The organism is Chitinophaga jiangningensis, from assembly GCF_900142605.1.
GTDB lineage: Bacteria > Bacteroidota > Bacteroidia > Chitinophagales > Chitinophagaceae > Chitinophaga > Chitinophaga jiangningensis.
In genome coordinates, this window is record NZ_FRBL01000013.1 from 36786 (window position 1) to 54817 (window position 18032).

The 18032-nt window shown below is 45.1% G+C and carries 17 protein-coding genes; 14 read left to right on the forward strand and 3 right to left on the reverse strand.

From position 1 onward, the window contains the following. The first annotated feature begins 286 nt into the window (after window positions 1-286). The 11 genes from hemH to BUB18_RS27315 all read left to right on the forward strand — a co-directional run bounded on the left by hemH (window position 287) and on the right by BUB18_RS27315 (window position 12009). A complete protein-coding gene (gene hemH / locus BUB18_RS27265; RefSeq protein WP_073087285.1) occupies window positions 287-1321 on the forward strand; it encodes a ferrochelatase in 1035 nt (344 codons plus the stop codon). Window positions 1322-1336: 15 nt separating this feature from the next. Further along, the gene (hemG, locus tag BUB18_RS27270; protein WP_073087287.1) at window positions 1337-2683 is read left to right on the forward strand and encodes a protoporphyrinogen oxidase; all 1347 of its coding nucleotides are present in this window, start codon (window positions 1337-1339) and stop codon (window positions 2681-2683) included. A gap of 62 nt (window positions 2684-2745) precedes the next feature. After that, window positions 2746-3876 (forward strand): Re/Si-specific NAD(P)(+) transhydrogenase subunit alpha, encoded by a 1131-nt coding sequence (locus BUB18_RS27275; protein ID WP_073087289.1) that lies wholly within the window; start codon window positions 2746-2748, stop codon window positions 3874-3876. 60 nt (window positions 3877-3936) lie between these two features. Further along, the gene (locus tag BUB18_RS27280; protein WP_073087291.1) at window positions 3937-4254 is read left to right on the forward strand and encodes an NAD(P) transhydrogenase subunit alpha part 2; all 318 of its coding nucleotides are present in this window, start codon (window positions 3937-3939) and stop codon (window positions 4252-4254) included. Between the two features lie 12 nt (window positions 4255-4266). Continuing rightward, window positions 4267-5820, forward strand: coding sequence for an NAD(P)(+) transhydrogenase (Re/Si-specific) subunit beta (locus BUB18_RS27285; RefSeq protein ID WP_073087293.1), 1554 nt, complete (start codon window positions 4267-4269; stop codon window positions 5818-5820). Window positions 5821-5867: 47 nt separating this feature from the next. Then, entirely contained in the window at window positions 5868-7268 is a 1401-nt protein-coding gene (locus BUB18_RS27290) for a methyltransferase RsmF C-terminal domain-like protein (RefSeq protein WP_073087295.1), read from the forward strand. A gap of 91 nt (window positions 7269-7359) precedes the next feature. Further along, window positions 7360-8349 carry a LysM peptidoglycan-binding domain-containing protein gene (locus BUB18_RS27295; RefSeq protein WP_073087297.1) on the forward strand — a complete coding sequence of 330 codons (990 nt, stop codon included), beginning with the start codon at window positions 7360-7362 and terminating at the stop codon, window positions 8347-8349. A 239-nt stretch (window positions 8350-8588) separates the two neighbouring features. After that, window positions 8589-9017 carry a MauE/DoxX family redox-associated membrane protein gene (locus BUB18_RS27300; RefSeq protein ID WP_073087299.1) on the forward strand — a complete coding sequence of 143 codons (429 nt, stop codon included), beginning with the start codon at window positions 8589-8591 and terminating at the stop codon, window positions 9015-9017. A 17-nt stretch (window positions 9018-9034) separates the two neighbouring features. Further along, window positions 9035-9310 (forward strand): hypothetical protein, encoded by a 276-nt coding sequence (locus tag BUB18_RS27305; protein ID WP_073087301.1) that lies wholly within the window; start codon window positions 9035-9037, stop codon window positions 9308-9310. 19 nt (window positions 9311-9329) lie between these two features. Beyond that, complete coding sequence (locus tag BUB18_RS27310; RefSeq protein ID WP_073087303.1) at window positions 9330-10349, forward strand: hypothetical protein; 1020 nt, start codon at window positions 9330-9332, stop codon at window positions 10347-10349. Between the two features lie 142 nt (window positions 10350-10491). Beyond that, window positions 10492-12009 carry a hypothetical protein gene (locus tag BUB18_RS27315; RefSeq protein WP_143160119.1) on the forward strand — a complete coding sequence of 506 codons (1518 nt, stop codon included), beginning with the start codon at window positions 10492-10494 and terminating at the stop codon, window positions 12007-12009. 2 nt (window positions 12010-12011) lie between these two features. Here the strand turns inward: BUB18_RS27315 and BUB18_RS27320 are convergent, their stop codons facing one another. The 3 genes from BUB18_RS27320 to BUB18_RS27330 all read right to left on the reverse strand — a co-directional run bounded on the left by BUB18_RS27320 (window position 12012) and on the right by BUB18_RS27330 (window position 15760). After that, window positions 12012-13415 (reverse strand): hypothetical protein, encoded by a 1404-nt coding sequence (locus tag BUB18_RS27320; protein ID WP_143160120.1) that lies wholly within the window; start codon window positions 13413-13415, stop codon window positions 12012-12014. 234 nt (window positions 13416-13649) lie between these two features. Then, window positions 13650-14576: a methionyl-tRNA formyltransferase gene (gene fmt, locus BUB18_RS27325; protein ID WP_245805746.1), complete on the reverse strand. Its 927-nt coding sequence runs from the start codon at window positions 14574-14576 to the stop codon at window positions 13650-13652. Between the two features lie 14 nt (window positions 14577-14590). After that, window positions 14591-15760: an exo-beta-N-acetylmuramidase NamZ family protein gene (locus tag BUB18_RS27330; protein WP_073087423.1), complete on the reverse strand. Its 1170-nt coding sequence runs from the start codon at window positions 15758-15760 to the stop codon at window positions 14591-14593. An 87-nt stretch (window positions 15761-15847) separates the two neighbouring features. On the opposite strand from BUB18_RS27330, the gene BUB18_RS27335 reads away from it, so the two are divergent. From BUB18_RS27335 to BUB18_RS27345, 3 genes are all read left to right on the forward strand, one after another. Then, window positions 15848-16276 carry an FKBP-type peptidyl-prolyl cis-trans isomerase gene (locus tag BUB18_RS27335; protein WP_073087307.1) on the forward strand — a complete coding sequence of 143 codons (429 nt, stop codon included), beginning with the start codon at window positions 15848-15850 and terminating at the stop codon, window positions 16274-16276. A gap of 231 nt (window positions 16277-16507) precedes the next feature. Then, window positions 16508-16828: a hypothetical protein gene (locus tag BUB18_RS27340; protein WP_073087308.1), complete on the forward strand. Its 321-nt coding sequence runs from the start codon at window positions 16508-16510 to the stop codon at window positions 16826-16828. 119 nt (window positions 16829-16947) lie between these two features. After that, window positions 16948-18027: an efflux RND transporter periplasmic adaptor subunit gene (locus tag BUB18_RS27345; protein WP_073087309.1), complete on the forward strand. Its 1080-nt coding sequence runs from the start codon at window positions 16948-16950 to the stop codon at window positions 18025-18027. The last annotated feature ends 5 nt before the right edge of the window (window positions 18028-18032 follow it).

Sequence of the window (18032 nt, forward strand, 5' to 3'; positions counted from 1 at the left end):
TGCAAACAATTGGTTTAGGCTGTCATTAGTGTGTCATTTCTACTACTGGTAATCAATACGATGAAAAAATGATTTTTATCAGGTTTTGCTCAGGCGCCATATGCCAGTGTGTTAGGTAATGCGTGGCTTTCGAAATATTTAAAATTCGGTGATATAATCATTACAAACAGATGACATTACCGCATCCTATCAGTTTCATCTATGCAAAGGTCAGTACTTTCTATCAAAGTGGCTGGATTGTTTATGCCAGAAACAAGCTAAATTTGCCGCAATCTTAAAGAATAGCATGGTCAATAAATCTGAAGTAGGAATAGTTTTGATGAATCTGGGATCGCCGGATTCAACGGCAGTACCTGATGTGAAGAGGTATTTGATGGAGTTCCTGATGGACAAGCGTGTGATCGATTATCCCTGGTTGTTCCGCAAACTGCTGGTGGGCGGGGTGATTGTACCCAACCGCGCGCCTAAGTCGGCCGAAGCTTATCAGTCCATCTGGTGGGAAGAAGGTTCGCCTTTGATTGTGCTTACCAGGCAGTTGCAGAAGGCGGTACAAAACGATATGCAGATTCCGGTGGAGATTATGATGCGTTACGGCAATCCTTCTCCTGAAGCGGCTTACGACAAACTGCTGGCCGATAATCCATCGCTGAAAGAAGTGATATTGCTGCCTTTATATCCGCATTATGCGATGTCGTCCTATGAAACGGCGGCCGAATATGCCAAAGAGATCTATCGTAAGAAGAAATATAAATTCAAGCTGAGCGTAATTCCTCCTTATTACGATGAACCTGATTACATCAATGCGGTGGCGGAAAGTATGCGTCCTTATCTCCAGGAGGACTATGACTACGTGCTGTTCAGCTACCATGGTGTGCCTGTAAGGCATATCCACAAGGGGGATATCACCGGTAAGCATTGCCTGAAAGTGAGCGATTGTTGCCATGTAAAATCACCTGCCCATGAGTTTTGCTACCGGCACCAGGTTACCATTACCTCCGAGCTGGTGGCTGAAAAATTGGGTTTGCCTAAAGAGAAGTGGGGAATGTCTTTTCAATCGCGCCTCGGCCGGGAAGAATGGTTACAGCCATATACGGCGGCACGGTTCGAAGAGCTGCCTAAGGAAGGTAAGAAAAAGCTGCTGGTAGTGTGTCCGGCCTTTGTGTCTGACTGCCTGGAAACCCTGGAAGAGATTGCCGTTGAAGGGAAGCATTCTTTCATGAGCAGTGGTGGTGATAGTTTCAAAATGATTCCATGCCTGAACGTACATCCGCTGTGGGTAAATGCTATTGTAAAGTATTGCACACAGCTGATTGAAAAATAAATAATTCCGATCCTCATGCCACAGCAACCCGTATTAATTGTTGGCGCCGGTATTTCCGGGCTGAGTATTGCCTATGAACTGCAAAAGCTACAGGTGCCGTATGTGATTATGGAAGCATCGGACCGTAGCGGTGGTGTACTGAAATCGCTACACATTGATGGATTTGAGCTGGATGCGGGTCCTAACTCCATTGCTGCTTCTCCGGAAATGCTGCATTACCTGGAGGAGCTGGGTTTGGGTGATAAAATACTGGTGGCTTCCGCGGCCAGCAAAAACAGGTTTTTAGTAAGGAATAAGCAGTTACATGCCGTATCTCCCCATCCTTTTAAAATCATTGGTTCAAAATATTTAAGCGGTGCGAGCAAATGGAAGCTGTTTACCGAGCGTTTCCGCAAATCAGCGCCGGTAAAGGAGGAGGAGAGTGTGAGCGAGTTTATTGGCCGGCGTTTCAACACAGAAATTGCCGAGTATGTGTTTGATCCGGTGCTTTCCGGTATTTACGCCGGTAATCCGGATAAGCTGAGTATTGCGGAAGTATTGCCTATGCTGCCTAAATGGGAACGTACCTATGGCAGCATCACCAAGGGTTTGATGAAAGAGAAGGGTGCGCTCGGAGGCAGGAAAATAGTGAGTTTGTCCGGAGGCAATGCCATGCTCACCAGTGCGTTGGCTGCCCGTTTAGTCGTTCCCGTACGACTCAATTGTGCCGTGAGCAGTATTACATCTGCCGAAGGCAAATACCACATAACTTTTATAGAAAATGGCCAGCAGGCACAGATGGAGGCTTCACAAGTGATACTCACTACGCCTTCCTATACCACAGCAGCCATGCTGCAAGGGCTGGATGCCAGCCTGGCAGCTCGTTTACTACAACTGGAATATCCGGAAATGGGGGTGCTGCATGTAGGGTATAATGCCGCGGCGGTGGCCCATCCGGTGGATGGCTTTGGCTTTCTGGTGCCCAATGCAGAACGTTTACATTTCCTGGGCGCTATCTGTAACGCCGCTATATTCCCTACCAAGGCGCCACAAGGTAAGTTGCTGCTGACTGTATTTACCGGCGGTGCGCGACTACAACATCTCCTGCGTGATACCAGCCATGCTGTGTTACAGCAAAATATCCTGGCTGAACTCAGTACCATACTGGGTATAAGCGAGGCGCCGGTAATGCAGCATTTCGAGGTATGGAAGCATGCAATTCCCCAGCTGAATGTGGGCCATGCCGGGCTTCGGGAGTTGGTGAAGCAATTCGAGGCTGCACATGCGGGAATTCATATTGCAGGTAATTATCTCCATGGGGTAGCCGTACCTGCGCTGGTGCAATATGCGGCCACGCTGGCGACTACTATTGCAAAAAATTAATCATAGAAAATTTATTGAGTTGTAGCTTTTTTTCTTTAAATTTCCTTATAAACTTCCACCAGATGATTGTAGGAATTTTAAAAGAAAAAAACAGGGAAACCCGTGTGTCACTAGTCCCCGAAATAGTGAAACAATTGCAGCAGATGTCGGTAACCGTGTGGGTGGAGCAAGGTGCAGGCGACAAAGCGTTTTACAGTGACGAACTTTATATAGCTGCGGGTGCCCAGGTTACAACCTTATCGCAGATTCTTGAGCAGGCAGATATGATCTGCTGCGTAAATCCTCCAGATGAGGAAACGCTGGCCGGTATCAAGGCTGGCAGGATACTGGCAGGCACTTTACAACCTCTCTACAATTTACCGGCTGTGGAACAATGGGCCGCAAAAAACATCACTACATTTAGTCTGGATGCCATTCCCCGTACTACACGTGCGCAGAGCATGGATGTGCTGAGTTCGCAGGCGAATATTGCCGGCTACAAAGCTGTTTTGCTGGCTGCGTATACCTATAGCCGTTATTTTCCGATGTTTATGACCGCTGCCGGCAGTATTGCACCTGCGAAGGTGTTGGTGCTGGGCGCCGGGGTAGCGGGTTTACAGGCTATTGCTACAGCTCGCAGGCTGGGAGCGGTGGTGGAAGTATTTGATACCCGCCCGGCGGTGAAGGAGGAAGTGATGAGTTTGGGAGCCAAGTTTGTGGAAGTGGACGGTGCTGCGGATGCCTCTGCGGCTGGTGGATATGCTGTGGAGCAGTCGGCCGACTATCAGCAGAAGCAGCAACAGCGTATAGGCGAAAGTATTGCAAAGGCAGATATTGTGATTTCAACGGCACAGATACCCGGCAAGCGTGCGCCGATCCTGGTGACGAATAGCATGTTGGATAACATGCGTGCAGGCGCGGTAATCATCGATCTGGCAGCGGCCACCGGCGGAAATACAGCGGTAACAAAGAACAATGAAACCGTTAGTTATAAAGGCGTAACGATTATTGGCAATTCTAACCTGGCAGCGGATATGCCATCGGATGCCAGTAAGTTATACGCCAAAAATCTCTTTAATTTCCTGAAGTTGATATTGACAAAGGAGGGTGCTGTGTCGCTCAATTTTGAGGATGATATTGTGGCAGGTGCTTGTATAACTTATGAGGGGGAGATAAAAAACCAGCGGGTGAAAAGTTTCCTGCAGCCTGCATAAGCAGCCGTTAACCTATTTTCCTGTATTATAATTCCACCGGAACAACTAAAAACAACAGCCATGGAGCAGCTATCCGTATTCATTCAGCAGCATATAGAGATGATATATGTTGTGATCCTGTCTATTTTTCTGGGTATAGAAGTGATTTCACGCGTGCCTTCTGTATTGCATACGCCGCTGATGAGTGGGGCAAATGCCATACACGGGGTGGTGATAATCGGAGCTATCATTGTGATGGGAAAGGCGGAAGCGGGCAATTACCTGGCGTTGGTGCTGGGTTTCCTGGCGGTGATACTGGGCACGGTGAATGTGGTGGGAGGCTTTGTGGTCACGGACCGTATGCTGGAGATGTTTAAAAACAAGAAGGAAAAAAAATAAAACCTATACCATATGTCCAGCATTCTTTCAATAATCTATCTGATCGGCTCTGTTACATTTATATTGGGGTTAAAGATGTTGAGTAAACCGGATACTGCCCGTAAAGGTAATCTGGTAGCGGCTGCAGGGATGGCGCTGGCGATTGTTGGCACCATCTTTTTGTATGAGTCGGAAGGTGCGAAACTGCATAATTACGGTTGGATTTTCGCGGGGTTGCTTATTGGTACGGTGATAGGTGTGATGGCCGCCAAAAGGGTGAAGATGACGGCTATGCCTGAGATGGTAAGCATGTTTAACGGTATGGGTGGTGCCTGTGCCGCGTTGATATCGATCATTGAGTTTGGTCATCTCGCGGGTAACAGTGGATCGGCGGGCGCTGCGGCCATGATAAAAATCCACCAGGTGGGGGATATGATGGAGCAGCTGGGCACCAGCAGCCGTGAGTTTATGGAGCAGCGGAATTTGTTGCAGGAGATGTTTAAGGTGGATTATCGGGGTACCTTGCTGATTATTTTGCTGGGCTTGATCATTGGCGCTGTATCCTTTGCCGGTAGTGTGATTGCCTGGGGTAAGCTGAATGGACGGGTGAAAGATTTTGCTTTTCCCGCGCAGCATATTGTGAATATGATTGTGCTGGGAGTGATTGTGATACTGGCAGCGGCGCTGCTGATACATGTGAATGACGTTTATCCGCTATGGGCACATGGTGGGGGCTCAGCCACCGGCTTTAACTTACTTTTTTACGGATTGCTGATCGTATCGCTGATTTACGGGGTATTGTTTGTGCTGCCGATAGGCGGGGCGGATATGCCGGTGGTGATATCGTTGCTTAACTCCTTTACCGGTGTGGCAGCGGCTTTCGGTGGCTTCCTGTACAATAATCCGGTGATGCTTACCGGTGGTATACTCGTGGGATCAGCTGGTACTATTCTGACGATATTGATGTGTAAGGCGATGAATCGTTCGCTGAAAAATGTATTGATTGGTTCATTTGGTGGCAGCAAATCCGGTGCAGTGGCTGGTAAAGAGCAGGGTGCCTATAAGGAAATTTCATTGTCGGATGCCGCTGTGGTGCTGGCTTATGCCAACAAGGTGATGATAGTGCCCGGTTATGGTTTGGCGGTGGCGCAGGCGCAGCATGTGTGCCATGAACTGGAGCGGCTGCTGGAAGAGAAGGGAGTAGAGGTGAAGTATGCGATTCACCCTGTGGCGGGGCGTATGCCGGGGCATATGAATGTGTTGCTGGCAGAAGCAGATGTATCGTATGACAAGCTCCTCGAGATGGAGGAGGCCAATGCGGAGTTACCCACTACAGATGCGGTGCTGGTGTTAGGCGCAAATGATGTGGTGAATCCTGCGGCTAAAACCGATGCTACCAGTCCAATCTATGGCATGCCCATCCTGGAAGTGGAGCATGCAAAAGTGGTGATTGTGAATAAACGGAGTATGAAACCCGGTTATGCCGGTATTGAAAACGACCTCTTTTTTCAGCCTAAAACCTCTATGTTGTTTGGCGATGCGAAACAGGTGTTACAGCAGCTGGTAGCGGAAATAAAGCAGGTTTAAAATGGGGTGACGCAAATGTTTTATTTACCTTTGCGAAAAACATTTCGTTGTCTAATACATTACCATCAGAACTTATCCATTCGCTGGAAGGATTGCCTGGTTTCAACAGGGAATCTTTTATGCGAGTACATACCGCCGCAGATAAGATTACCTCGCTGCGGTTAAATCCACATAAGCTGAATGCTGCCAAGGCGGAGCAGGTGCTGGCGGCTTTGTCGCCCAACGCTGTAAGTCGTGTACCCTGGAGTTCACAGGGGTATTATCTGCCGCAGCGACCTTCCTTTACCTTTGATCCATTTTTTCATGCCGGCGCATATTATGTGCAGGAGGCATCCTCGATGTTTGTGGAGCAGGCATTGCGGGCGGCGGTGGACCTGAGTCAGGATTTACGTGTGCTGGACTTGTGTGCTGCTCCAGGTGGGAAGTCGACTTTATTGCAATCGCTCATCAGCGAGGACAGTGTGCTGGTGGCCAATGAAGTGATCAAGCCGCGTGCCGCTGTGTTGGCTGATAACCTGACAAAGTGGGGGAGTGCCAATGTGGTGGTGACGAATAATGATCCGCGGGATTTTTCGCGTTTGCCGGGATATTTTGATGTGATGGTGATAGATGCACCTTGTTCAGGATCCGGGTTATTCAGGCGGGAGCCGGAGTTGATACCGGAGTGGTCGCCGGAAAATGTGGTACTGTGTAGTCAGCGGCAGCAGCGTATTCTGGCGGATGTAATGCCTGCTTTGAAAGAGGGGGGTATATTGATATATTCTACCTGTTCTTTTTCCAGGGAGGAGGATGAGCAGATTATGGACTGGCTGCTGGGGCATTTTGAGCTGGAGAACATACCGGTACCGCTGCAGGAGAGCTGGCATATTGTGCCTGCTTTTTCGGCGGAGCATAACAGTGCCGGGTATAGGTTTTATCCGGATCTGCTGGCGGGCGAAGGGTTTTTTATTGCCTGTTTCAGGAAGAAGACCGGTGAAGCGGGGCGGAAGTTGAAAGAGCAGAAGAACACTTTTCTCTCCGCAAAAGAAGCGGGGAAATTAGCTAACTGGATTGCATATCCGGAGAAGTATGATTATTTGCTTCACCAGGAGGAGGTGCTGGTGTTGCCAAAAAATTTAGCAAAAGATATTTCATTGTTGCAGCAACAGTTGTATATTCGCAAGGCAGGCGTAAAAGCGGGACAGTTAGGACAGAAGGAATTAATACCTGATCACCAGCTTGCGGCCAGCACATTGGTATCGGCCAACATACCAGGCGTTAACCTGAGTTTACAGGAAGCATTGCTTTATCTGCGGAAGGAAGATCCGGGAATAGCTACGGATGTGAAAGGATGGGCGTTGATGCGTTACGAGGATATGAATCTTGGATGGGCGAAGATGCTGCCCAACAGGATGAATAATTACTACCCGAAAGAGCTCCGGATATTAAAGGAAATCAGCGGCATGTAGTCATACTACGGGCTGTGAAATTTTCGTTTTTATCAGGTGAATTACCAGGAATTAAGTATTTTATTGCCCGAAAAAGTATAAACAGAGTTGTATGTTAAAATCGATTTTTTCAATTGCCATCTTAGGTTTGTGTGCAGGGACGGTGAAGGCACAAGACATGCTGCAGGCGCTGGGCCACAGTCCTGACCTGTACATTAACCATACCGTTAAGAAAGGCGAAAACTTTTATAGTATTGGTCGTACCTACGGGCTTTCACCAAAACAAATTGCGACTGCCAACAATACTACGCTGGATAAGGGTTTGCAATTAGGAAATGAACTGCATATTCCACTTACGCCGGCTAACTTTTCCCAGAAAGCGGGAGCTTCCGGCACACCGGTATATCACAAGGTGGCTGAAAAGGAGACGTTGTATCGTGTGAGTGTGAGCTTTAATAAAGTGCCACTGGATAACATCCGTCAATGGAATAATTTCAGTGGTGATGGTTTGAAGAAGGACAGCTACCTGATTGTTGGTTACCTGACTTCCGGTGGTGGTGGAGCACCAGCCGTTGCTGCGGCAACGCCGGCACCGAAGAAGCCCGCACCTGCACCAGCAGAAGAACAGGCGGCGGAACCTGTAGCTGAGCAACCGGCATTACCTTCTCCAACAAAAGAAGGGGCTAAAAAAGCGGAGCCTCGCCCTGTGCAGGATCAGCCGGAGCAAATTGCAGAGGCGCCAATCACTACAGCACCTGCTGCGCCAAGGCCTACACCAGTTGCTACCGGCGATAACTTTGAAGAAGTGTATAATCAACAAACCAGCAACGGTAAGAAAGCAGCGTCTGAAAAAGGCCCTGGTACCTGGTTTAAGAGCAATGCAGTCGGTAAATATTATGCGCTGCACAATACAGCCCCACGTGGTACCATCATCAAGGTTACCAACCCACTCAATGGTAAAGCTATCTATGCGAAAGTGCTGGATGTGATTCCTCAGATGAAAGCCAATGCCGGGCTGATTGTGAAGCTGAGCGATGGCGCGCAGCAGGCGCTGGGCAGCGAGGAAACGAAGTTTTACTGTGAGCTGAGTTACGAGAAGTAAGTTATCTGGTTAATATTTCAAAGGACTGTCTTTTTAAGGCAGTCCTTTTTTTATTGTGGAAGATAAGTTGGAGGTGTAATGGGTTGTGGTTGTGGCTGATGTGGCTGCGTTTTCAGGTAGAGACATGCATATTAATTTTGTAAAAGAGCCTGGAAAAAATTATCAACCTATTTGAGTATGTTATCCCTATAGTTTAGCTGAGAGCGAATTTTGATAGATGTAAAACTGTCTTGCTTCCAATGTTTATCTTAACCAGATATCGCGTCATCATTGTTGACGGCATTGCTTTGCTTTTGATATCGTTGTTTACCTATGCCTCTTTAAGCAAGCTCGCCGATTATCAGAAATTCCTGTCCCAGCTTGGGCAGTCGGAAATTTTATCTGCTTACAGCAAGGAGATATCAATTGTAATTCCTTCGGTGGAACTATTGATTTGCTGCTTGCTGTTTTTTAGTCGTACAAAGCTGCTGGGGCTTTACAGCAGCTTTGGTTTGATGTTGCTGTTTACCTTATACATTGGAAGCATGTTGTTATTTACGGAAGATGTACCGTGTTCCTGCGGTGGAATTTTGGAACATCTTTCATGGGAAGCACATATCTGGTTTAATGTAGGAGTGGTGTTACTCACGGTGGTTGGGGTGTTGTGGCATAGAAGAGCTAATTCTTAATCTTAAAATCATTTGTTATGAAAAGGTTTAAAATTTTTGCAGTGATGATTGTATTGGCGGTAGTGGCTGGAACTGGAGTAGCGAGGAGTGGGGGAGGAGGAGATGTCTATATTGGTTGGTATAAGCCAGACCCATCAATGTTTGATTGTAGTTCAAACTATTATGATTATTGGTACCCCTGTGACCGTTATTCATATGGTCCGATTTGCACAATATGGGGACAAATTGCTTATGACGATGCGATTTGGTGTAATCTTGATGCCTATGACTACGCAGCAAAACGCCTGTATTAATCAATAAAATATACAGAGTATGAAACGAAAAATAACTGCTGTTGTATTAATAACTTTAGTAATTATGAGTACATACTCTGTATGTTTTTATTATCTAGAGTTCACGAAAAAGAAACAAGGCGCCTTTGTACGATTATTTGGCAATAAGTATCCAAGACTATTTAAGGAAATTTCTTTAGCTCCTGGATACTATTTTTTTGCAGGAAAGGATTCAGGTAGAATATGGCTTGGCAATGAGAAGTTACCAAACTATTTATTGTCCGTTGATACTAATAGCAGGTCTGACACAAGTGGTATTGTAGTACCCGGAAGCACAGTTAATAAAGCTGAAAAAGGCTTACTGTGTTATATTCAATATCCATATTTTTTGCTTGTTAATGGTGCAAAACGAAATGTTAAGTTTGGAAATATGGAATTTTCTACATTAAATGGAGTTGATACTACGCGATTAAGTTTTGATATTGCAAATCCTGCAGGAGATTCAACCTTTTTACTCAGAGTAAATACACTTGAGGGCTTACAGTTGGCCTATTATACTATTGGAGACACACTCAATTTGACTAATGTACTGACCACCTGGGGTGTATCGCAGCTTAGTAGGGATGGGATATTATTGTTTGATGAACAACAGAAGATTTCTTCATATGTATATTTCTATCGTAACTTATTTGTTGTGTTTGATAAACATAGAATTGACTCTATAAACACTTTAGATACAGTTTCTTTTGCATTAGCCGATGTTGGTAATGCCGATTCGCAGGGTAAACGCAGGAAGAATACACCAACAGTATCTTACAATTACCGCGCGGATATCAGCAATGGAAACATGTATATCCTTTCTAAGGCTAGGACATCTCTGCAATCCAACATTGATAGAGACTCAGTTGTGATTGATATTTACTCTATCAACAAAAAGAAATATACTTCGAGTATGATAATTTCAAAAAAGTATGGAAATGAATCTATCCAGGATTTTAGAGTTATCTATCCATATATGTTCTTACTCTTTGAAGGCAAATTGATAGTATTGATAATTTAAATATCGTATTGATAATCATATAATTATTTGTTTTTTTTAAAGAAATGAACTTTTTTTGGATCGTTATGTTTTGCAATAAAAATTGAAAATTTTTTCCTTTTAGTATTGCATGCTCATTGTTCATGGAAATTGGTTCATTATCATGAAACTTGTAATAGCAATTTTAGGATGTATATTCCCTCATTTAATCTTTGCACAAAGTCAGCACGCTGACCCTGGGCTAAAAGTTTATACTGACAAAATTATCTATGCAGCATCGGACCGCATTTGGTTTAGTGCAATTCTCACAAAGGCAACAATAGCGGATACTTCTATGCCTTATCATACTATGTATTTAGCCTTGATAGATCCGGCAACGCAAACTGTGGTACAATCTTCAAGGTATCTTCTGCTTAATGGTTGTTCAGCAGGGGTAATGGAAATTCCCGATACTGCAGTGGGAAAGGAGCTTGTTTTATTGGGATATACAAATAACCTGACACGAAACTCGGCTGAATTTCCCTTTATTAAAGCTATAGCTGTAAATAAGACCCTTCGTCATCTTCCTAAAGAACAAATAAGAAAGAGGGAATTATCTCCGGGGCAAAATTCAATTATTGCACACACAACTTGTGATTCATTGATTTATGGGAATCGCGCCAAAGTAAGATGTAAAATATTTTTAAGGGACTCTGCAAACAGACCGTTAAAGGGCTTATTTTCATTTGCATGTACAACTACTGGAAGTATACCAGAGGTTGTAGATAAATTGAATGAAAACTCCTCGCTGGCTATTGCGGATGAATACAGAAAGAGGCTAAATGACGGCACTAATGGCTTATGGAATATTACTCGAGGGAGAGTGTTGATAGTTAATAAACCTTTTCGCAAAAAAATGAACGTTATTTGTTATAATTCAGGAATATCTCAAATTGTTCAAACTGACCCAAATGGTGAGTTTAGCCTCAACATGAGAATGTTGTATAAGCAAGATACTGGGAATGTCTATTTTGCACCTGTAGGTCATACTCGTTATGGTGCGATAACGGTTGTACTACCCAAGGATGAAGATAGAGTAAATGAATTAATAAGCCAACTACCGGAGCTAAAGCTTGAGCCAGTTTTGATAGAACAAAGTAATGAAATGATTAAGGAGGTTACTAAAATTCAGCAGGCAACACAATTGAAAGAAATTGAAGTAGTAGAAAATCGGATTTATCTTGAAGATCCTTTTAGACTCGAACCATATCAGGATATAGATTCCACCTGTGATGCATGGGTGTGTGAAAACGATGTTCTTAATTGTACAAATGATCCACTGGTGAAACCGGCAGTCATGGGTCACATTTATAGACAATACAAACCCGGAGCTATAAGAGTTAGTTTTGTAAAATATATAGGCTGTAGAGCCATGAAGTATTCATTAACCGTAAGTAAAGTTCCTGCAATTAACTTACCAGAAGAATTCCCCGCGCTGAAGGATAATAATATATCTAATGCCGAACCCTATACTTCTTCCACCGTTTATTGGTCCCCGCTCATCGTCACCGACGACAACGGCGAAGCAAAAATTACCTTTTACACCAACGACCTCCCCGGCAACTTTACCTGTACCGTCCGGGGGCTTAGCACGTTAGGGGAATTCAAAGCTCAAACCAGTTTCACCGTAAAAATGGATTAATCTCATTTTGTAAAAGATTCCTGAAACACCAACGGAGTTCCATCCGCAAACATCCCTACGATATTCACTGTAAACGAGCTTGCAGGAGTTACAAACCTATATTGATGGGTGGTTACATAAGGATTCCAATGCAAGGTCATCTCGTCCGGAGTATTCCACTGCAGTGCCCTGTTATAGCCTACGATGCTGAGTTTATGCATAAAAGCTGGCAGGTATTTCATGTCTTCTCCTTTTTTGGTATAAATGAGAACTGCAACACATGGATACAAATCCTTAAATACTTTTGCATAGGCAAAGTCCTGTAATGGCATCATCCGGACAATGCCTTCAGGAACCAATTTTTCATCTACATAATACTCAATCGGCGCCGAGCAGCCTGTGGGTGTATTAATGCTATTCTTATACCAGCCAGGTGGTAACTGTTGCCTTAAATAATCAAGCACATAATAGATCCGGCCTGGGTTTATTGGATCACGTAAATCAAACGAGAATTGTTCGATCGCTGCAAAACGCTGGTCCATAACATATCGTTTGTTCAGTGCCAGATGCCTGTCATTCCAGCGCGCTTTTACAATTATCGTTTTCAAAGTTTTGCTTTTGCCTAAGCTGAGTATTTTCCTTATTTCATCTGCTGCTAAATCTTTGTGGTGGAAAGTATCTGTAATAAACCGGGAGAGCGCCGGTGGTGTAAAAGGTGGGAACGTATCCGGAATGTTTTTTAAAATAATATTATTAACCTTTTTATTCACCTCACTGTACTGGATATACGCAGTATCAAAAAATAGCAGATGGCTGAACACCACTTTTCCGCTTTCGTCTGTATTTAACACCTGTGGCTGTCCAAGGATGCTGTCTTTTTCAAATACTGCGACAATAGGCCGGTTTTTTAAGGAAGCAGTTGCTGCTATTGTAATCAGCGAAGTATCAGTTTTAGGCATAAAGTTTTTGGCAACAGGGAAGGAAAGCATCGTGGTGCCGGGTGCCGATTTGCTCACAGCAATGGAATAGTTAACCAGCTGACTACTATCTAGGTTGATGATACAGGTATCGCCGAGCATACTTATCGTTACCACTCCGGATTGCGCTGGTGGAATATTTGGGACTTTAGGCCGTAAGAATGTGAAGTCAATCATACTATCAGGCCTCACAGTGATACTCTCAATAGCTTCTGATTGGGCATCCAGCGTATATCCTCTTAACCAGTATTTCCCTGATGTTGCAGGCATTACCATCTGCCCCTGAGTAAAGCCCTCAATAATCGGATACTGGTGACGGATAAGAAGCTGATTATCCATGTCATACAACTCCACATACAGCGAGGTACTAACTTTTACTCCCATGCTGTCCGAAGTAATTAACCCTCTATACCAGAGTGTGTCTCCCGGAAAACATAGTTTTTTGTCCACGTGAAGAAAGATATGTTCGCTTTGCGCAATGGAAGACTCATGGAGGGAAATGAGCCAGCATAGCAGCAGTATTCGGTGCATTTTAAACAGGTTTGGGTAAAAACAATGGCTGTCAATAATTAGTTCGAAAAATGCTTATCGAAAAAAACAATGATAATCCTATTATCATCAGCCGGAGATAAAAAAGCCGATGCCTCCAACAGCATCAGCTTTTCCATCTCTATAAAAATAAATTTAAAACCTATACCCTCTCAAAAACTCCACCACACCCATTCTCTTCTTACCTTCCAGCTGAATCTCCTCCAGCACCAGCCATCCATCTGCGGCAGCGATTTTAAGGTAAGTTTTTTGATCCGTTTCAAACTCACCGGGAGCAACAGTTGGTTGTGCCAGCTCCTTGTGTGCTTTATAGATTTTTAGCGTTTTTGACTGAAACGTTGTCCATGCAGCAGGGTAAGGACTCAAGCCACGCATCAGATTATATACCTCGTCAATAGATTTGTTCCAGTCCAGCTTGCAGGTTTCTTTGAAGATCTTAGGTGCGTGTTTGATATCTGCCAGTGCTACATCTTTCTGTGGGGTGCCTTTAGCAGTGCCTGCTGCAATGGATGCCACTGTTTTTAACAGGAGTTCAGCGCCGGTTTGCATCAGTGCATCATGTAGTTCGCCGGCAGTTTCATCCTCACGGATAGGTACTTCCTGGCTGTAGAGGATATCACCGGTGTCAATTTCGTGCTGCAGTTTGAAAGTAGTAACACCGCTTGCCTTTTCACCGTTGATGATGGCCCAGTTGATAGGGGCTGCTCCGCGGTATTGTGGTAACAGGGACGCATGTACGTTAATGGTGCCTTCCGGTGGCATATCCCATACCAGCTCCGGCAACATCCTGAATGCCACCACCACCTGCAGATCGGCCCTGAGTGCCCGCAGCTCTTCAATGAATGCAGGATTCTTCAGCTTTTCGGGCTGCAATACATGCAGGTTGTTAGCTACCGCATACTTCTTTACGGCACTTTCCTGCAGCTGCAGGCCACGGCCCGCAGGCTTATCAGGCGCCGTAATTACGCCCACAATATTATATCCGTTCTTTACCAGTATATCCAGCGACGCCACGGCAAAGTCGGGCGTGCCCATGAAAATTATTCTCAGATCTTTAGCCATGGTGCAAAAGTAAACTATTCTGCGTACAGCAAGTATTTAGCACGGGTAGCACGGAATTTTGCCAGGCCAGGCTCCCAGGTTTTACGAATCTCAGCTTCGCTCATCCCCGATTTAATCTGCTGCACCAAAATATTATTACCCGCCAGCTTGTTAAAGAAAGAAGTAAAGAATTTATTCTTGTCAGGCGACTCATTATAAGCCTTCATCACCCATTTCAGCTCAATACGGCGACCAGCAGCCGGTACGGTTTCCGGCACGTTAGAGAGGTCCTCTCCGTAACACAGGGTATCTTTCAAGGGAGGATTCTTTGCACCGGGCGTACTGCGGGGAGTAAAGGAAAAGCCTGTTTTTGGCTGCCTTGGCCCGCCATATACCTGGAAAGGTTTGTCAGTACCGCGTCCCAGGCTCAATACCGTACCCTCAAAAAAGCATACGGAAGGGTACAGGTTCACCGCTTTCATATTTGGAATATTGGGAGATGGGGCAATCGGCAGGGCATAATAGGTCCTGTGCGTATAACGTTTACACGTGATCACCTCTATATCCGCTTTCACGCTGCCTTTCAGCAGTTTCTCCCCGTTCAGAAACCGGGCATATTCACCTATCGTCATGCCATGTACTACAGGAATAGCCTGCATGCCAATAAAGGAGCGGTAGGCCGTGTCCAAAATAGGACCGTCAACATAATCCCCGTTCGGATTAGGGCGGTCCAGGATCAGCAGCTTCTTATCGTTTTCAGCTACAGATTCCATCATCTCCTGGAGGGAGGAAATATAAGTGTAGAACCGGGCGCCTACGTCCTGGATATCGAAAATAACAATATCCACATCTGCCAGGTCCGCTTTGGTGGCCTTCCGGTGTGCACCGTATAAGGACACAATCTGCAGTCCCGTAGCAGCGTCCTTCGCATTGGCTACCTTCTCCCCGGCATCAGCAGTGCCCCTGAAACCATGCTCCGGACTGAAAATTTTCTGAATTTTAATATGTAGCTTCAACAAGCTGTCCACTAAATGTGTATTACCTATAGTGGCTGTCTGATTTACGAGCAGTGCCACGCGCTTGCCTTTTAACTTTGGCGCCCATTCCGTGATACGGTCTGCTCCGGTAGTAACTTCGCTGTACTGGGCCTGCGCAGCCGAAACCACTGCCATGGCCAGGAAAGCGACAAATAAGATCCTTTTCATGACCGGAATATAGCATAAAAAAGTGGTGATTCCGGATGCTTTCCTTACCTTGCGGGTATAATTCTTAACAATAAACAAATTTTTATTATGCAAGCTGTTAAAAACGGGGATACAATTAGAGTGCACTACCACGGCCGTTTAACTAACGGTACTACCTTCGATTCTTCTGAAGGAAGAGCCCCATTGGAGTTCAAGGTAGGCTCTGGTATGGTTATCAAAGGTTTTGACAATGGTGTGCTGGATATGAAAGTGGGCGACAAGAAAACCATAGAGATCCCTGTTGATCAGGCTTATGGTCAGAAATCTCCTGAATTCATCATCGATTTCCCTAAGGCTAACATCCCTGCTGACCTGAACCCTGAAGTAGGTATGCAGCTGCAGATGAGCGGTCCTGAAGGTCAGGTGATTCCAGTTCGCGTAGTAGCTGTTGCGGCAGACACTATCACCCTGGATGGTAACCACCCGCTGGCTGGCGAAGACCTGATCTTCGATCTTGAACTGGTTGAAATCGTATAATCAGTATATCACACATGCTTAAATCGGCTGTCTCCTTAAAAGACAGCCGATTTTTTTTACCGTATTAAATTATTTCCATTCATCTCATTTTTTTGCACACGAATATTTTTTTCGTGTATCTTAGCGACCGTAATGAAACTACTGGTCAGACTTTTTGTATTACTGGTTTTTTTCCTGCTGAGTGGATACGGTTATCTATATACGAATTCATCTCCTCGGCAGGGTAATTTCATGTATAAAATTTCTGCCAGCAGGTCCGAAGAGTCCAGCTCCTGCTATCTCTCCAATAATATTACTTCTTCCTTCAGGAACACTGGCATCTCCCCAAAAAAGAAAAAAATTGTTTGTATTAATGAAGAAGAAAGCGACAACGAAACACTGCGACTCTGCTTCTTCAGAAAAAGAACTTCCCTCAGTAATTACTTCAATATCTACTTTAGTCAACTTACAAAATGGTTAACAGAAAGCACCCTTTCTACCAAAGCTTTCCGTGATCACTTCTTCCTGTTATCATCCAGCAAACAAAGTCTGCTACAAGTAATCAGGATCTGATACCGTTCCCATAACTACTTGCACTAATCGATGCTATCGCATACGGTATGGGAAAGACATGCCCGTCTTTTACCGCCTTCCTGTGAGTGGCTTAATACCTACTAAATATTAATATCTACATGAAAAGAACGCTGCTACTGGCGGGCTTGTGTGCCGTATTGTGCTATACAGGCTGCAAAACCCAGGAAAAAAAAGAGGAAACCGAAGCCAAATTACTTGTGACCAACCCTCTCAAAACTGACACCTCCATCATCAGGGATTATGTATGTCAGATCCGATCCATCCGGCACATAGAACTCCGGGCCCAGGAAAAAGGCTACCTGGAGGAAAGCTTCGCCGACGAAGGCCGCTTTGTAAAAAAAGGACAACCCTTGTTCCAGATCATGCCTAAACTCTACGGCGCTGAACTCGAAAAAGCCCAGGCAGAAGTGAACTTCGCCGAAATAGAATACCAGAATACGAAAAAACTGGCCGACAGTAACATCGTGGCGCCTAATGAACTGGCCATGGCCAAAGCACGGCTGGATAAGGCAAAGGCCGAAATGTCGCTCAGCAAAGTTCATTTACAGTTTACCAACATCACCGCTCCTTTCGATGGTATCATCGACCGCCTCCAGGTAAGAACAGGAAGCCTTGTTGCGGAAGGTGACCTCCTCACCACCCTCGCTGATAACAGCAAAATGTGGGTGTACTTCAATGTGCCCGAAGCAGAATATCTCAACTACACCACCAAGGCTAATAAAGAAGCCACAAAAGTAAATCTGCAAATGGCCAACCATCAGCTGTTTAAATACCCTGGTGTGGTAGAAACTATCGAAGCTGACTTTGACAATGAAACCGGTAACATCCCATTCAGAGCCACTTTCCCGAATCCTGACGGTACATTAAGACACGGGGAAACCGGCAATATCCAGATGGAAGTACCGCTAAAAGATGCCCTGCTCATTCCGCAGAAAGCCACCTTCGAAGTGCTGGATAAAAAGTATGTGTATGTGGTAGATAAAGACAACCGGGTGAAATCAAGAGAGATTACCATCGAAGCTGAAATGAATGATCTCTACGCTGTAAAGGAAGGCTTGTCCGCCAATGATAAAATACTGCTGGAAGGCCTGCGTAAAGTAAAGGAAAACGATAAGATCTCCTATGATTACGAGGACGCAAGAAAAGCCGTATCCGAATTGAAGTTACCAGCAGAATAATTCAG

Coding starts and splice junctions, on each gene's coding strand:
- hemH (WP_073087285.1), top strand. CDS start 287: ATGGTCAATAAATCTGAAGTAGGAATAGTTTTGATGAATCTGGGATCG.
- BUB18_RS27300 (WP_073087299.1), top strand. CDS start 8,589: ATGTTTATCTTAACCAGATATCGCGTCATCATTGTTGACGGCATTGCT.
- BUB18_RS27295 (WP_073087297.1), top strand. CDS start 7,360: ATGTTAAAATCGATTTTTTCAATTGCCATCTTAGGTTTGTGTGCAGGG.
- BUB18_RS27345 (WP_073087309.1), top strand. CDS start 16,948: ATGAAAAGAACGCTGCTACTGGCGGGCTTGTGTGCCGTATTGTGCTAT.
- fmt (WP_245805746.1), bottom strand. CDS start 14,576: ATGGCTAAAGATCTGAGAATAATTTTCATGGGCACGCCCGACTTTGCC.
- BUB18_RS27340 (WP_073087308.1), top strand. CDS start 16,508: ATGTATAAAATTTCTGCCAGCAGGTCCGAAGAGTCCAGCTCCTGCTAT.
- BUB18_RS27305 (WP_073087301.1), top strand. CDS start 9,035: ATGAAAAGGTTTAAAATTTTTGCAGTGATGATTGTATTGGCGGTAGTG.
- BUB18_RS27285 (WP_073087293.1), top strand. CDS start 4,267: ATGTCCAGCATTCTTTCAATAATCTATCTGATCGGCTCTGTTACATTT.
- hemG (WP_073087287.1), top strand. CDS start 1,337: ATGCCACAGCAACCCGTATTAATTGTTGGCGCCGGTATTTCCGGGCTG.
- BUB18_RS27275 (WP_073087289.1), top strand. CDS start 2,746: ATGATTGTAGGAATTTTAAAAGAAAAAAACAGGGAAACCCGTGTGTCA.
- BUB18_RS27315 (WP_143160119.1), top strand. CDS start 10,492: ATGAAACTTGTAATAGCAATTTTAGGATGTATATTCCCTCATTTAATC.
- BUB18_RS27310 (WP_073087303.1), top strand. CDS start 9,330: ATGAAACGAAAAATAACTGCTGTTGTATTAATAACTTTAGTAATTATG.
- BUB18_RS27330 (WP_073087423.1), bottom strand. CDS start 15,760: ATGAAAAGGATCTTATTTGTCGCTTTCCTGGCCATGGCAGTGGTTTCG.
- BUB18_RS27280 (WP_073087291.1), top strand. CDS start 3,937: ATGGAGCAGCTATCCGTATTCATTCAGCAGCATATAGAGATGATATAT.
- BUB18_RS27335 (WP_073087307.1), top strand. CDS start 15,848: ATGCAAGCTGTTAAAAACGGGGATACAATTAGAGTGCACTACCACGGC.